General features: G+C 69.8%; 11 protein-coding genes and 5 pseudogenes. 6 read left to right on the top strand and 10 right to left on the bottom strand.

Annotation, left to right across the window (positions count from 1 at the left end):
- Nucleotides 1-67: 67 nt before the first annotated feature.
- From ACGF5T_RS35095 to ACGF5T_RS35115, 5 genes and pseudogenes are all read right to left on the bottom strand, one after another.
- The gene (locus ACGF5T_RS35095; RefSeq protein ID WP_366768835.1) at nucleotides 68-796 is read right to left on the bottom strand and encodes a hypothetical protein; all 729 of its coding nucleotides are present in this window, start codon (nucleotides 794-796) and stop codon (nucleotides 68-70) included.
- A 45-nt stretch (nucleotides 797-841) separates the two neighbouring features.
- On the bottom strand, nucleotides 842-1039 hold the full coding sequence (locus ACGF5T_RS35100; protein ID WP_366768834.1) for a hypothetical protein: 198 nt from the start codon (nucleotides 1037-1039) through the stop codon (nucleotides 842-844).
- A 135-nt stretch (nucleotides 1040-1174) separates the two neighbouring features.
- A complete protein-coding gene (locus ACGF5T_RS35105; protein ID WP_366768833.1) occupies nucleotides 1175-1963 on the bottom strand; it encodes a hypothetical protein in 789 nt (262 codons plus the stop codon).
- Between the two features lie 168 nt (nucleotides 1964-2131).
- Nucleotides 2132-2726 (bottom strand): annotated as a pseudogene (gene mobF / locus ACGF5T_RS35110) (MobF family relaxase).
- Complete coding sequence (locus ACGF5T_RS35115) at nucleotides 2635-3222, bottom strand: relaxase domain-containing protein (protein ID WP_392890291.1); 588 nt, start codon at nucleotides 3220-3222, stop codon at nucleotides 2635-2637. The pseudogene mobF and the gene ACGF5T_RS35115 overlap by 92 nt, the downstream one beginning before the upstream one ends.
- Nucleotides 3223-3750: 528 nt before the next feature.
- Between ACGF5T_RS35115 and ACGF5T_RS35120 the strand changes: the two genes are divergently transcribed.
- The 4 genes and pseudogenes from ACGF5T_RS35120 to ACGF5T_RS35135 form a co-directional block, all read left to right on the top strand.
- Nucleotides 3751-4404, top strand: coding sequence for an ABC transporter ATP-binding protein (locus ACGF5T_RS35120; protein ID WP_366768831.1), 654 nt, complete (start codon nucleotides 3751-3753; stop codon nucleotides 4402-4404).
- Nucleotides 4401-4688, top strand: coding sequence for a hypothetical protein (locus ACGF5T_RS35125; protein ID WP_366768830.1), 288 nt, complete (start codon nucleotides 4401-4403; stop codon nucleotides 4686-4688). The genes ACGF5T_RS35120 and ACGF5T_RS35125 overlap by 4 nt, the downstream gene beginning before the upstream one ends.
- A gap of 281 nt (nucleotides 4689-4969) precedes the next feature.
- Nucleotides 4970-7567, top strand: a complete 2598-nt coding sequence (uppS, locus tag ACGF5T_RS35130; RefSeq protein WP_366768829.1) for a polyprenyl diphosphate synthase — start codon at nucleotides 4970-4972, stop codon at nucleotides 7565-7567.
- A 431-nt stretch (nucleotides 7568-7998) separates the two neighbouring features.
- Nucleotides 7999-8184 (top strand): annotated as a pseudogene (locus ACGF5T_RS35135) (arsenic resistance protein); the annotation flags it as partial.
- A gap of 55 nt (nucleotides 8185-8239) precedes the next feature.
- Here the strand turns inward: ACGF5T_RS35135 and ACGF5T_RS35140 are convergent.
- Entirely contained in the window at nucleotides 8240-8713 is a 474-nt protein-coding gene (locus ACGF5T_RS35140) for a hypothetical protein (protein ID WP_392889933.1), read from the bottom strand.
- A 23-nt stretch (nucleotides 8714-8736) separates the two neighbouring features.
- Nucleotides 8737-9429, bottom strand: coding sequence for a hypothetical protein (locus ACGF5T_RS35145; protein WP_392890294.1), 693 nt, complete (start codon nucleotides 9427-9429; stop codon nucleotides 8737-8739).
- Nucleotides 9430-9751: 322 nt separating this feature from the next.
- Here ACGF5T_RS35145 and ACGF5T_RS35150 point away from each other — a divergent pair.
- Nucleotides 9752-10319, top strand: a pseudogene (locus tag ACGF5T_RS35150) (HNH endonuclease); the annotation flags it as partial.
- 234 nt (nucleotides 10320-10553) lie between these two features.
- Here the strand turns inward: ACGF5T_RS35150 and ACGF5T_RS35155 are convergent.
- A pseudogene (locus ACGF5T_RS35155) lies at nucleotides 10554-10763 on the bottom strand (DNA helicase); the annotation flags it as partial.
- Between the two features lie 13 nt (nucleotides 10764-10776).
- Entirely contained in the window at nucleotides 10777-12033 is a 1257-nt protein-coding gene (locus ACGF5T_RS35160) for a serine hydrolase domain-containing protein (protein WP_366769422.1), read from the bottom strand.
- Nucleotides 12034-12219: 186 nt separating this feature from the next.
- Between ACGF5T_RS35160 and ACGF5T_RS35165 the strand changes: the two are divergent.
- Nucleotides 12220-12746 (top strand): annotated as a pseudogene (locus tag ACGF5T_RS35165) (GNAT family N-acetyltransferase); the annotation flags it as partial.
- A gap of 463 nt (nucleotides 12747-13209) precedes the next feature.
- On the opposite strand, the gene ACGF5T_RS35170 reads toward ACGF5T_RS35165, so the two are convergent.
- The gene (locus ACGF5T_RS35170) at nucleotides 13210-13545 is read right to left on the bottom strand and encodes a MerR family transcriptional regulator (protein WP_356611055.1); all 336 of its coding nucleotides are present in this window, start codon (nucleotides 13543-13545) and stop codon (nucleotides 13210-13212) included.
- Nucleotides 13546-14880: the final 1335 nt, after the last annotated feature.

A 14880-nucleotide genomic window follows, 5' to 3' on the forward strand; every position in this document is an offset into this window, starting at 1 on the left:
TACTGGGGCATAGGCTTTGCCCGGTTCCTCTTCGTCCCCGTGAACTCACTCCTCCGCCAATCGGCGGTCACCCCTGCTCGCAGGTCTCCACGGGCCTGGCCTGCGGAGTCCGGACGGTCCTCCCCGGCGCGGCTACATCCCCACCAATCACGTGGAAAATCGAATCCTGATCCCTCTCCAAGCGATTGTCGCCGTCGCGGCTCCACTTGATGCCGTCCCTGTCCACAAAATCCAGCTCCGACAACTCCAGGTATCGCAGCCCGTTGAGCTCCCGCCATGTGTCCACGCCGCGCGGCAAGCCGGGAGCAACCGGCTTCTGTGCAGCCAGCTCGCCCGGGTGAGGCTTCCAACGGAGCCCGACGGCCTCCTCGGAGATGACGATCTCCGAGCAGGGGCGAAGGCTTCCCAGGTCGAGGACGAAGACCACCAGGCCGCGCGGGGGCTCGTCGCTGTCGTCCTTCGCGGTCCAGGCACGGAGCATCAGCTCGACGTTGTGGATCGGATCCAGTGACCTGTTCATGATGTGGAGGTCCGATCGGCCGTCTTCCGTCCAGTGTGAGACGAGAGCGGCCTGCTCTCGAGCTGCCTGCTCGGACACTCGGCGGGACTGCTCAAGCTGGTCCCCGGTTACAGCCGCCTGGAGGTACGTCGCAATGGCCGAGACCAGCAGTGTGCCGACTCCCACCAAAACGGCCGCCACAGTCCCGACCTGTGTCCAGGCGCCGTGCTGCCACCAGCTTCTCCCTGGTCCCTGGTCCGGCGATCCGCTCACCTCTTCGGTCTGGTCACCCGGCATGCACGCCCTCCTCAGTACGTTCGCAGAAGAACAGGACGCGTCCGATCATCCCCGGCGACGGCCCCGCGCGGTGTGCCACGGGTTCGGCCGGCCCTCGGGGTACTGCCGGGAGCAGGGGCGGCGCCGGGCGGGCGGCGGCTTCGGCGACCGCGGCAGCGTCATACGCAGCCGGGCCGCGTCGGCGAGCTGCTCCAGCCGCTCGCACTGCTCCCGCGAGAGGTTCAGCGGGGTCGGGGCAACCATGAGGGCCTCCGTGCTCTTGGGGTCCTTGGCACCCTCCCCGCTCCCCGGTGGCTTCGGGGATGGGCTGTCGGACGCGTCCCGGCACCTGGAGCGGTGACTTCGTTGTCCGTTCCGCCGTGCGGACCACACGGCGCTTCACGGGCGGAGGCCCTGGCCTTGGCCGAGGTCGGGCTGCTGGCGCTGCTGCTCGTGATCCTGGCGGCGCTGGTAGACCGGATTGGCAGGGTCGGCGGCCGGGGCCTTTCGGTCCTCGATGGCGCGGCGGCGGGTGTCGGCGGCGCGGGTGAAGGCGGCGAGCCGGTCCAGGTTCCTGGGTGTGCGCAGCCACGTCGCTGCGTCGGTCGTGCGGCCCTCCAGGTACTCCTCGGGCATCGCGGCCTGCTGATGGGTCTGGACGGCGGCGGCCCGCTGCGCCGGAGTCGCCAGGGTGGCGGCCCGGCCCGGGTGGTCGACGGTGTGGGGAGCGGAGGCCGTCTCGCCCTCAAGGTCGCGGTGGTCGGCGGGTGCGGAGACGGCCGAGGCCGTCGCCTCGGTGGCGTTCGCGGCTCGGATGCGGGCGTCGCGGATCGCGTTCTGCACGGCAAGGCTGGCGACCCGGGCTCGCTCGTAGCGGCTGGACTCCCGCGGCGGCGTGCCTTGGGCGGGAGCGATCCACCACCGGTGCGGCACCGGGAAGTCGGCGGTGTAGCTGAACGGGTCCGGCGTCGGAGCCTTCCGGTCGGGCTTCGCGACGGTGCGGCGACGGGAGTACCGCAGCAGGGCCCGGTGGGTGATGTAGTCGTCCAGGCCGCGGGTGAACTCGCGGCCACGCAGCGTCTCCAGCAGATGCCGGCGCGCTTCGGCCAGGATGTGGCGCCGGGAGAACTTCTCACGCACGGTAAAGACGACCGCGGCGACGTCGACGGCGGCGAGCGTCACGTCCACGGTGGAATCCACCCGCGCCCGGATCGCCGCTCCGGCTGCCCGGCACCTGTCCAGGAGGCCGTTGATGAGCTGCTGGCCGAAGCGGAGGATCGCGGAGGCCCGCCACCACGCGAGCAGCTGCGCGAGTGGCTTCGGCTTCTTCTTCGCGGGCCGGGTCTCCTGCGCCGCTTACCAGCCCAGTTGGTGGCGGCCGCGCTCGCCGGGCAGGTGCCCGTGGTCCTTCACGTACTGGTCGGTGAGCACCTCCAGGGTGTCCTCGATGCGCTGGCGGCGCGACGCCGACCAGTTGATGAGGTCCTCGGGCACTCCGGCGATCTCCATGACCGGACGTAGGCCCGGAGTGACCTCGCGCGGCACGGTCGCCAGCCCCAGGGTTTCGCACACCTCTGTCGTCATCGCCAAGGTGTAGAGCGTCCCGGCGGCCACCACGTTCTGGTAGAGGCGGTAGGTGTCCACAGCGCCCCAGACCGGATCGCCGTCCGCGCCCAGGCGCTGGACGCGGTTGAGGATCAAGCAGTGCTCGTGCAGGAGCGGCAGCCCGTCGCGGTTGTCGAAGTGCCGGAAGGCAGCGACCACGAGCGCGGGCGTCTTCGCGCGGCCGCCGGCCTGACGCCCACCTGGTCTCGGCAACCTCATCCTCCAGCCAGCGCAGCGCCGCGGCGACGGCCCTCTCATGGGCCCGCTCGATGACCCGGCGCACGGTGGCATCGCCCAGCGCCCACAGCACGACCAGCGATGCCTGCGGCCGAAAGGTGAGGTCCATGCCGAGCACCGGGGTCTGCCTGCGCGCCTCGATGTCCTCGATCGGCTGCCCCTACCGTCAGCCGGCGGGCCGTCGCCGCGTCGACGCCGTCGTCCAGGAGGCCGCGCTCGATGCGGTCCGCGTCCGGGTGCCGGCCCTCACCGAACAGCAGCTCCAACTGACGCTCGGACACCTCCGCGCCCTCGGTGAGCTCCAGCGCACGCAGACCACGCCCCAGCCACCGTCTCGATGGGAGCCCGGCCAGCTCCTGGGCGTTCAACGACTGGCCGACCGGGCGGCGGCCGTCGCCGAACGCCACTCCGCGTATGTAGTACCGCCACGCGTCACGCCTCTGAATCTTCGCGACACTCAGCATCGCCCCAGCACACACCGGCTCTGAAGCGCGAGAAAGCACGATCCCGTGAGGCGGGAAGTTCACCGGTACTTCACGGCCGAACCCGTACGGCGGGTGTTCGCGGCGCCACCGTGCCCGCCCGGCGGACACCACCAGGGCCATGTAAATGCTGCGCGGCAGCCAGTCACACGCGCCTCTCACACACCGAAAGCCGCCAGCAGACGAATCCACCGTCAACGAGCGCTCATCTACGTACCCCTCCCCCACCCAGCGGCCAAGGACGCCGCGCCCTGCACCACGTCACCCACTCTCCGCCCCCGGCAGCGCCGGGGACTTCTTGCTGCCTGGAGGACCGACGTGCCCACATACGAGACCATGACCCGCTTCGACAACGACCTGCGCCGCCTCGCCCCTGAACAGCGCCGCCGATTCCGCCGGGCCGTCAGCGCCTTCGTCCACGACCTGCGCGACGCCGACGGGCGCTTCCGCGCTGGCCTCCGCGAAGCACGCGGGTTCGCGGAATCTGGGGAGTGCCCATGCTTGAACCCGAGTGTCGGAGGTGCCAGGGGCGGGCTTTGCGAGCGGGTTCGCAGGGTTGATGGGTGGCACCGTGGACGTCGGGTGCTGATTGCACGCTACGGAGCGCTTGTTACCGCGCTACCATCGCGCAGCCCAGTCGTTGCTTATGGTGTGAACAATTCAACCCGGGCGTCCGCAGGTACCCTTCTGCGTCTCCATGGCGTCCGTAAAGCTTATGGCCGGCGCCCGGTACTGCGCGGGGTAAGCCTGGACGTGCCGCGGGGCTGTCTGCTGGGCATCGTCGGCGCGAACGGCGCCGGCAAGAGCACACTGCTGCGCATTTTGGCGGGTCAGGCCGCGGGCGACAGCGGGACGGTCCAGTGCCGAGGGCGGATCGGATACTGCCCGCAGAATACTGTGCTGCACCCGGCATTCACGGTCGCTGAGCACGTGCGGTCCTTCCAGGCCGCCTACCGGCTCGAAAGCTGTGCGCGCGTGTGGGAGCTGCTGGAAGAGCTGGGCTTCGACGAGAGCCCTCGCAGCCGCATGCACACGCTCAGCGGCGGGACGCGGCAGAAGCTGAACCTGGCCCTGGCGCTTATGCACGACCCTGAGGTGCTGCTCTTGGATGAGCCGTATCAGGGTTTCGACTGGGAGACCTACCTGCGGTTCTGGGACATCGCTCAGAAACTGCGGGAGCGGGGCCGGGCGGTCGTGGTCGTCTCCCACCTCGCCTACGACCGGGAGCGTCTGGACGTGCTGCACCGGCTCCAGGACGGCGTTCTGACCGTCGACCACAGCAGCGCCGCGGGAAGGGACGCATGAGCCGACGGCAGTCTCCGGTCACCGCGGTGCGCGACGACGCCTCCAGTTCAATGTCCGCGCTGCTGTGGCCTGCCCGCTCCGTGGGCTCCGGCGGAGCCCTGCTCGCCTGCGCTCTGCGCCGGGCGGACCGGGCCGGTCAGGAACTGCTTCTCCGCACGGGCGGCGCTGCGGATCTGGACGCCCATAGGGCACCCGCGTCCAGGGGGTGCTGGAGGAGTGCGGCGCCCGCCAAGCGGGGGAGGACCTCATCCAAGAACGCCACCACCACGCCCTGGAACGCCTGAACCGCACCCACCTGCCTGCCGCGGCGGCATTCGCGCTGCGTGACCCGATCCAGGCCGTGCACAACCGAACCCCATGACAGGCGTGCTCTCGCAGTGACCGTGTCCTGTCACCCCCTGGGGCCAGAGTCGGCCTCCCACCGAATTCGTGGAGTGAAAGTGTCAACGACCCAGCACAACCCTGGCCACCTGCCCCAGTCGCAGGACGGCACCCCGACCGCCGACCGACGCGGCGTCACCGGGCGTGCCGCATGAGGTGGTGGGGGCGGTGTCTGGGGACAGCGGTGCGCCACGCTGCGCTGGAGCAGGCCCGCAACCGGCTCGCGCTAGTCCTGGTGCTCTTCTTCGTTCCGCTGTGGCTGACGCTCGCCTACCAGGTCCTGCCCAGCGACCCGGTCCGGTTCTTCCTGCGCGCGGCCGATCAGCCCGTGGCCCTGGGTGCCAACACGGTCAGCCAGCTGTCCGGTGGGCTGCACTCCCTCGCGCTGATCGTCGGGTTCATGATGTTCCTCGCTGCCAGCCGCTCCGCGGAATTCGACCACCGCATGGTGCTCGCCGGCTACCCGCGCATCTGCCTGCTGCTGGCTCGCAGCACCGTACTGCTCCTCACCGCGGCACTGACCGCCTCGTATGCCACCGCATGGGTCTGCTTCTTCTACCGGCCTGAGCGCCTGGACGTCATGGCGGCGGCGTTCATGGTGGGAGCCCTGACGTACGGGGGCGTCGGGATCCTCCTGGCGGCGCTGCTGCGCAGTGAGCTGGCGGGGATGTTTGCCGTCATCATGCTGAGCTTCATCGATCTGACGCTGCAGAACCCCGTCGCCAACCCTTCTGCGGACAGTCCGCTGCTGAAGTGGCTGCCCGCCTACGGGGCGATGCAGTCCGCCGTGTCCGCGGTCGACCTCACCCACACCCCCTGGCGGCACCTGTTGCTCGGCCTGTGCTGGTCGGCAGGACTGACCGCCGCCGGCCTGGCTGCTTTCACCGCCCGCACCAGCCGGCGCACCATCACACAGAGACTCCTGGGCGGGCACGCCACCAGGCCCCGCGCCCGCCAGATCGCCCTGTGTCTACTGCACCCGGTCCGCACGTACGTCTACCGCCAAGCCGGTATCCACGACACCACGGTCATCACCGGCTACGAGCTCTGCCGCCGCCTGATGCACCGGTCGGGTCCGGTGGAAGCAGCTCTCACCAAGCTCCTGCCCGGCCGGCTGCGACCGTTGTTCTGGGCCATGTACGGATACGGCCGGCACCTCGACGACCTCTCCGACACCCAGCACCTCGACCGGCAGGAACGAGTCGAACGCGTCAGCCGGTTCAGCGAACTACTGGAGGCCGATCTGCGGGCAGGCCACAGCGAAGACCCCCTGCGCGCAGCCCTCGTGCACGCCGTATGGACTTGGGACCTGCCGAGCGACGGAGTAACGGCAGCCAACGCCGTATACCGCCAGGACGCCAAAGGCCAGAGCGCCATCACCTCCTGGGACGACTGGTACACCTACTGGCACACCCTCACCTTCCCTTTCGGCGTGAAGCGCCTGATGGTCCTGCTCACCACCCCCGGCTTGGCCTTCACGCCCGACGACGCCCAGGCGCTGCGCGTGTGGACCGACGCGCTCAACCTCATCGACGCGCTGCGCGACCTACGGGAAGACGCCGAGGAGGGCTTCGTCAAGCTGCCCGCCGCCGTGCTCGACGAGCACGACGTCAGCCTTGAGGACCTCGCCCACGGCCGGGCGGACGGCCGGTATGCCGACATGGTCCATGCCATGACCGCCCAGGCCCGCCAGTGGCTGGCTCAGGCCGCGACCGCCGGCGCCCAGCACCCACCCATGGCCGCAGCCCTGCAAACCGTCATCGACCTGCACCTGCTCGAACTGGACCGCATCGACCGCCAACCCCACGCACTGCTGCAGAGCCGCTCCCGGGCCAACCCGGTCCGCTTCCACCTCACGCTGGCCCGCGGCCGACTCCGCACGGCCAGGTCCTGGCATCGCCACACCCAGAGCGCTGCCACCACTTCTGCCACCATCCACCTGCCGCACCCCGCAGAAGGCGACCACGGCGCAGCGCGCACGGCCCCTCCGCTACCACCGGTGCCCCACCCCAGCGGTGTCCAGGCGCCCCAACTCCCCGCCCACCTGATCCCCCGACACGTGGCGCTCATCATGGACGGCAACGGACGATGGGCCACCCAGCAAGGCCAGCCGCGCACCGCTGGCCACAAAGCCGGCCAGCTCGCGGTGCGGGACGTCATCTACGGCGCCCTCGAAATCGGCCTGCCCCACCTCAGCCTGTACACCCTGTCCTCGGAGAACTGGGCACGCCCCGCCGCTGAGATCCAGGCCATCCTGCGCCTGGTCCAGGACGGCCTCGTCATGGAAACCGAGGAAGTCTGGCGACGCGACGTCCAGCTGCGCTGGTCCGGCCTCCCCGACGGACTGCCACCGGACCTGGTGCGCGCACTGCGCCAGACCGAGCACCTCACACGCCACCGCACCGGCCTGACCGTGAACATGTGCATCAACTACGGCGGCCACAGCGAAATCACCCAAGCCGCACGCGAACTCGCCCGTCAAGCGGCCGCGGGGACCATCCAGCCCGACGACATCACCCCCCGCCACCTCGCCGCCCACCTCCACCACCCCGACCTGCCGGACGTGGATCTGCTCATCCGCACCGGCGGCGAACAGCGCACCTCGAACTTCCTGCCCTGGCAGTCGACCTACGCCGAACTCGTCTTCCTCGACACCCTGTGGCCGGACACCGACCGCACCCACCTGTGGCAGGCCATCGACACCTACACCCGCCGCGACCGTCGCTTCGGCACCACCCCCTCCCCACCCACCAACCGCGATGAACAAGCATTCACCGGGTGATCTTGTGTGACCCGTACCGGCCACCCTGTCCTTCATGGACCTCGACCCCGTCCCGTTCACGGTCGAGGTCCACGGAGACCCCGCAATCGCCTGCGCCCCGGCCAACGCCCCACTCACGGAATCCCGCTCCAACCCAATCGAGCGTCATCGAGCGCACGACAGCCCCAACCAACCAGCACCGCTGAGCAGACCACGTCACCGACGCCCTTCAACACGAGCAGCCACCCCCGGCCCCCGGCGGGGGGCCGGGGGCCGGGGGCTTCGTGCTTCCTGGAAGAGTTCACCGTGCCCACGTACGATGCCCTGCCCCGCTTCGCCGCCGACCTGGACCGTCCTACTCCCGAGCAGCGCTGCCGCTTGCGCCCATCGTGACGGCGGCGATGGCCGTCGGCGGACTGCTCGGCCGGGCGGCGCCCGGCCTCGGGCCGGGGATGGCGTTCGCTGGCAAGGTCGTGGCCCGCCTGTACCCCCTGGACTCACCCGCGGGCCGGGCGATCGTCTTCACCGGGGCGACCTGCAACTCCCTCGTCGTTCTCCCCCTCGCCCTGGCGCTGCCCGGCGACCTGGCCGTCGCCGCGGTCGTCGTGGTCACCCAGACGCTGGGACAGTCACGGTGACGGCCAGCCCTCATAGTGCGGAGTGGCCGTCGCGGGGCCGGGTTGCTGGCGGACGTCATCCCATTGTGGGGGGTTCCTGCTCAGCGGCGTTGCCGCGTCCGATGGTGAGGGCCCAGGTGACGGTCGAGGGGGCCGTGACTGCCACGGTGCCGGCCTTGTGGGCGGCGTTCATGACGAGTTGGTTGTAGGTCACGGCGGGCTCTGCCGTGCTGCACTCGAGCGGAAAGTCCGTTCCCAGTACGGGCAGCGAGACCTTTACGGTGCCCGTACCCCGGCAACTGACCGCGACGATGAGCGCCTTGCCCCGGGAACCCGCGTCGTAGGAGAAGCTCGCATTGCCGCGAGTTTCGCCGCGCTGACCCGCTATGTCTTCACCGGCCTCGGGATCGAGCGCCGGCGGCGTGAGCGTAGCGCTGTGCTGACTGGTCGGTGGGCCCGACGTCCTGGGTGCCGGAGTCGTGGCAGCGTCGTCCGTCTCGTTGCCGGAGGTACAGCCTGCTGCCGCCAGGGCCAGCAGCAGAAGGGTCAACGCCGCTGTCCTGCGGCGGACCGTCACTTGGTTTCCCACAGCACCCAGCCGGTCCGGCGGGGCGTGTAGATGGTCACGTTCTTCTTCACGCCCTTGGTGCAGTTGGCGTACACGTACTGGTTGTAGCCGTAGGACTTGAGCCGGTACACGCCGTAGCGGGCGTGGGTGGTCCGCTTCGACGGAGTGTTGACGGCGATGGTGTTGCCCAGCTTCGCCGTGAGTTCCACGGCCACGTTGACGCTGAACTTGCCCTCGATCTCGGCGACTACGACCGAGGCTCCGACTTTCAGCTCGTCGGTGTAAGAGATGCCGACCTTTCCGGTCACCTCGGAGGTGAAGGTGGATCTCGCGGTGCGCGAGGTGCCGTTGTAGTTGGCCTGCTCGGCGCCAACGCCCTTGTGGTAGTCCTTGTCCTTGCTGGTGGGCGTGTACCGGTAGCCCGGTTCGCAGGGTCTCGCGTCCAGGGTGTCGCTCGGCTTGGACGTCGGCAGGTCGATCTCGTCGTCTCCCGCGGTGGCATCAGGTGCGGGCGATGTCGTTGGCGCAGGGGCCTCGCCGGTGGGAGCGCCCTCAATGAGGTCGGTTTCCTCGGGCTCCGGCGGCGGAGCGGTCTCGACGACGGTGGTGTCGGTGGCCGTCGCTGACGGCTCCTCAGCGACTGCGGTGCCGCCGGTGGTCAGTCCGGCGAGGACAGTCAGGCAGGTAGGGGCCAGCATTTTTGTGGATATGCGGGCTCTACTCATGAAGCCACCAAGTCCTGGTGGATCGCCCCCGTGGCGATCGAGTGTCCCGAACGCTAGACGTGACGGCATGTACACAGCCAGCACAAGTGGCTTTTCTGAGCACGATTTGAGCAACCAGCGCAATGAAGCGGCCAGTGACACTGTCGCCGCGTTCTCGCCGCACCTTGAGACGGGACTGGAGGCGGCAGAGCAGCCCCGCCGGGGTGAAGGGGGCCGGTATGACCGTTGCACTCACACGGGCGGCGCACTCGGCGAACCACTGATCGTGCCCCTCCCCCGCCGCTATCAACAGCTCATGGTCACCTCCGTGCTGCGCGGCCTGCCGCCTCCCTCGCCGTCCTGTCCGTCTTCGCGTCCACACCGGCCCACGCGGCAAAGACGCTTCCGTCGCCGAAGCCGTCACCCGCCTCCAGGTCGCCGCCGAGTCCCGGGAGGGCTACGACCGTGATGCCTTCCGTCACTGGAACCGGGGGGACGACCCGTCCGATGGCTGCTCCACCCGCAACGAGGTCCTGATCGACGAGGCCATCGAGCCGCCCGCGGTCGGGCCCCGGTGCCGGCTCTCGGGCGGGCAGTGGTGGTCGTACTACGACCAGGTGTGGGTGACCTCCGCCTCCGGCCTGGACATCGACCACATGGTGCCGCTGGCGGAGAGCTGGGACAGCGGCGCATCCGCGTGGACGGCCGAGCGGCGTGAGGCCTACGCTAACGACCGCAGCGCGCAGGCATCGTTGGTGGCGGTCACGGCCCGCTCGAAGCGGTCCAAGGCCGACCAAGACCCGGCCCAGTGGATGCCGCCGACCGCCGAAGTGCACTGCCGGTACATCGCCGAATGGGCGGGCACCAAGCTGCGCTGGGACCTTATGAGGATTCGCTTCTCAGCCTTCGAGCCCCTCCGCCGGTCATCTGAAGAGGCCCCGCCCACAGACCCGACCATGCAGGTCACAGCGTTGTGCAGCCTCAACGGCCGGATGGTGCAGACCGCCCACGCCATACACAGTGCGCATCCCGGGCCAGCAGAAGAACGACAGGCACGACGCACTGACGCTGGCTCAGTAATGACACGACTGCGCTGGCATCGCAACGGCACTTCACAACGGCATGATGTGGGCGACGAGGTGGGCTTGCAGGTCGCAGTCGTCCAGACCGCGCAGGCGAGAGACATGGTGGCGGGTGATGGCCTCGTCCGCGGTGTGGCAGAAGCGTGCGACGGTGCGCAGGGCGGCGTTGGACAGGGCGCGTTGGGAGATCTCACGGTCGCCGTTGCGGACGGCTTTGGTCAGGCCGGGGGCTTGTCCGGTCTGCCAGTGCGCCCCTTGGTCACCCGGGCTTGCGGTCGCCGCACACCGCCTGGTCCAGCAGGCGGACCGCGGCCTTCGCCTGCTCGAGGAAGCGCTTCTCGTCACCGAAGCGCGTGGTGAAGACAGCGGCCGCGGCCGACACCCGGCCGTCGGGGGTGACGGCGGTCTCGGAGGCGGTGCCGAAGGACGTGCCGCCGTGGTACCAGATCCCGCCCGCGCAGCCTGCGGCCGGGCGCCAGGCTAGGCCGAGCCCGTAGCGGGTCCTGCCGTCGGTGGCGTAGCGGGGCGCCGGGACGGTGGTGCGCATCTGCTCCAGCTGCTCCGGCGGCAGCAGCCGGCCGCCCATCAGGGCGCGCAGGAAGGTGTTCATGTCGCGGGTGGTGCTGATGATGCCGCCGTCCGCGCCGCCGCCCACGGCCAGCGTGGTGTCGGTGAGGTCGTTCCGGCCGGGGAACTGCGTGTACCCGGCGGCCGTCGGCATCGGCACATAGGGCGAGGTGTCCGGTATCAGCGTGCGGCGCAGCCCCAGCGGCTCGATGATCCGGTCGTGCACCTCCTGCGCCCAGGGGTTGCCCGTGGCCTTCTCGATGACCATCCCGAGCAGCACGTAGTTGGTGTTGGAGTACGCCCACTGCGTCTCGGCGCCGGGATCGTCCGCGTCCGGCAGCCAGCCGGGGGCGCGCGTCATCGCCACGGCGACCTGTTCCTGGGGGGTCTGCGAGCGGAACCGCTGTGCGTGGAAGCGTTCGGGCGTCAGCTCCGCCGGGTCCTCGAAGGCGATGTCCGTGTAATCGGCCAGGCCGCTGGTGTGCTGGAGCAGGTTGCGCAGGGTGATGCGGCTGCCGTCGTTGCCGTGGCCGGCGACCACTCCGGGCAGCCACTGCTCGACGGTGTCGTCCAGGCTCAGCGTGCCCTCGCCGACGAGCTGGAGTGCGGCCACGGCCGTGAAGGTCTTGGTGTCGCTGCCGATGCGGTAGTAGGCGTCGAAGGGAACCCGGCCGCCGTCCTTCAGGCTCGCGGTGCCGGACCGGGCCTGCGTCTGGCGCCCGGCCGGGTCCCGGGCGAGCACCGTCAGCCCGGTGGCTCCCGTGTCCCGTACCGCGTCCGCGTCCCGCTGCAGCCGCGACCGTGCGTCCCCGCCGCCGGCGCCCATGGCCTCGGCCGTGGTGCCCGGCCCGAGAAGCGACGCGGCCCCGATTGCGGCGACCCCGGCCACGGCCAGCCCCGCACGCCACCGTCCGGACCGGCCCCACCGCGCACTCTTCGTGATCTCCATGCCCGGAACGCTACGGAGGGCCGGCGCCGCGGACCATCCAGCTGGCTGCCCGGACGGGGGTGGTGCTGGCCCCCTGCCACCCGACGGCCACCGCCCTCCTTGCCTCGCATCCCCCTGCAGACTGTGCCGGTGAGAAGCGGTTCCGGCCCGACTTCCGTGGCGAGGTGACAGTAGGTGTTGTCAGCCATATGGGATGGGGTGCGGGGAGAGTTCCGCAGGCATCACCTTCGGGGGATCGACGCCGACGCGGCGCCGCTCTACGCGCTGCACAGCAGCGCCCATGTGCTGCGTTACTGAGACTCCCCGGCGTGGACCGAACCGGCTCCGCGCCCAGCGCTTCATCGCGACCTGCCACGACGAAGAGGAAGGCACGGGAGCTCGGGTGGCCGTCGACCGTGTCTCCGACGGCGCGTTCATCGGCTGGTGCGTCCTGACCAGTTGGAACCCGGACTCCCGCAGCGCGTCCCTGGGGTATGTCTTCGATGCCGACGTGTGGGGCCGCGGAGTCCGCGTGCGCTGTCCTGCGGTGGGCGTTCGACACCGTGGACCTAAGCCGCGTCCAGGCTGAGACCGACACCCGCAACGCGGCTTCCGCCCGGGTCCTGGAGAAGCTCGGCTTCGTCCGCGAAGGCGCCCTCCGCGAGGACTGCGTCGTCAACGGTGAGGTCTCCGACTCCTGGGTCTTCGGCCTTCTCCGCCGCGAGAGGCATCCGAACGGCCACGCCGTGGGCCGGCCCCTAGGGCCGAAACCAACCGCCTTTCGGTCCGTACCCCCCCACCGAGATCGCCGTGGGCCGCTCCGGGGAGCTCAGCTGGCTTGTCCCACCGATCCCGACCATGCCAGCTGCGCCTCGGGGCATGCAGCCATCACCGCGCGATACCCGATCTGGTCCACGGCAGGCCCCTCCCCCGCCCGCGAGAGAGGGCCCACTGTCCGGCCGACAGCACCACCCGCTTGGGCGACGGCAGCTACCGGACGCGGCCATGTCTTGAGCCGCCCAGCCTCCTCCCCCACACACGCACGTGCGCGAGGCGGAGACGCCTGCCTGGTTCCAGCAGCCCACCAGCACGCCCGCGCCGAAGACGCGGGCGAGGGGGAACTTCCGAACCATGGGCGGCTGACGCAGGCCCTGCACGCCCGTACACCCCTGCCAGAGGCAAGGACCACACACTGCCTCAGGCCGCGGGCGGTTGGGACGCTTCGGCGGCGCGACGGTGTTCGGCGTTGATGCGCCGGGCTTCTTCGAGTTGGTCTTCGAGGATGACGATGCGGCAGGCGGCCTCGATAGAGGTGCCGTGGTCCACGAGTTCGCGGGCGCGGGCGGCGAGGCGCAGTTGGTAGCGGGAGTAGCGGCGGTGTCCGCCCGCGGAGCGGAGCGGGGTGATGAGGCGGGCTTCGCCGACGGCACGGAGGAAGCTCTGGGTGGTGCCGAGCAACTCGGCGGCCCGGCCCATGGTGTAGGCGGGATAGTCGTCGTCGTCGAGACGCCCGAACGAGTCGTCTGCTGTCATTGCACCTCTCTGGGAACATATGGAGGGGCCCTGGTGCCGTACCGGCACCAGGGCCCCGAAGGAACTACACCATCTGCCGGCCCCAGAAATGCGCCGGCCTTCTGTTTCCGCGTGCCCGACCTGAACGCTGCCGGGGATGCGGGGATCGCGGATGCGTGACCGGAGACCACCTCACTATCGATGTCCTGCGGTACCCGGACCTGCTACTCGTCCGGGCGATCCTGATGGCGCTCGGCTCCTCCGTTCTTTCCCTCTGATCTGTCACTTGCCAAACCGGTACTGCTGGTGGCCTGGAACAGCGCCACTCTTCGGCAGCCAGCCCCGTCGCCCGTCCTGCATCTGCTCTGGCTTAGAACCCCACTGCCGAACTTCCCGGTACGCGCGCCCGCAGCCAGACGCCTTTACCGGGGAACCACTCAAGACTGCACTGCGGGTACTACGGTCCTGCTCATGGCAGCCCCTGATCACTGCGGGCCGCCCGGTCCGGCCGTCAGTCCCGTCGCCGTCCTGCAATAGCCCTGGCTTCGGAACTCCACCGCCGCACCGTCCTGCGCACTACAACTCGGAACTACTGCCCGGCAGTTCATCTCTGCCGGGCCTCTCTTGATCTCGGCTACAAGAGAAACCATAACCGACCCATCACCTAATGTCTACTGCAGTCAGTACAGATTTTCGCGGGCCCGGCGGTTAGGTAGTCCCCCACGAACAGAACAGCGAGCAAGCAGACCCCTGACTCCTGACCCCTGCGGCTGGGCCACCCCGTGCTCGCCGCCCACCCGGGTGACACCGCGGCCGCCCTGACCGCCTGCGGCGAAGCTCTCTCCCCACGCAGCGAAATCTGAGCAGCCGAGTCCGCCACTAGCCTGGACACCGTGTTCGGCGCGGACGGCCTGGAGCGGAAGGTCGGGCTCTTCGCCACCGGCCCGGCCGGCCCATAGCAACGGCCCACCGATGCCTGGCCCTCACCGCGCGCCTCCCCGGGAGGAGCTCATCCCTTCACCGACTCCCCCGTCCGGCGCACCATCCAGGTCAGACCCGGTCTCGACCCGCACCTGCTCGCGCACCTCCCAAACGGCCCTGAACGACCCCCCAAGGCCAGATCTCCCGCCTCGTCCTCATCGACACCATCGGCGGTTGTGCCCGGCCAGCCGGTCTCAGCATGGGTGAGGTCCGACGCGCCCTGATCGAAGGCGTCGAGGCCGTGAAGCGTGCCGACCGGGCAGCCCTCCGCATCACTCGACTAGGTGTACTGACCCGTGAGGTTGGGGACGCGGCTGGCGGGTGGTTGGCCTTTCAGCGCGGTGTGTCCGCGGTGGTGATTGTAGGTGTGCAGCC

The organism is Streptomyces sp. NPDC047853, from assembly GCF_043204535.1.
In the GTDB taxonomy this organism is placed as follows: Bacteria; Actinomycetota; Actinomycetes; order Streptomycetales; family Streptomycetaceae; genus Streptomyces.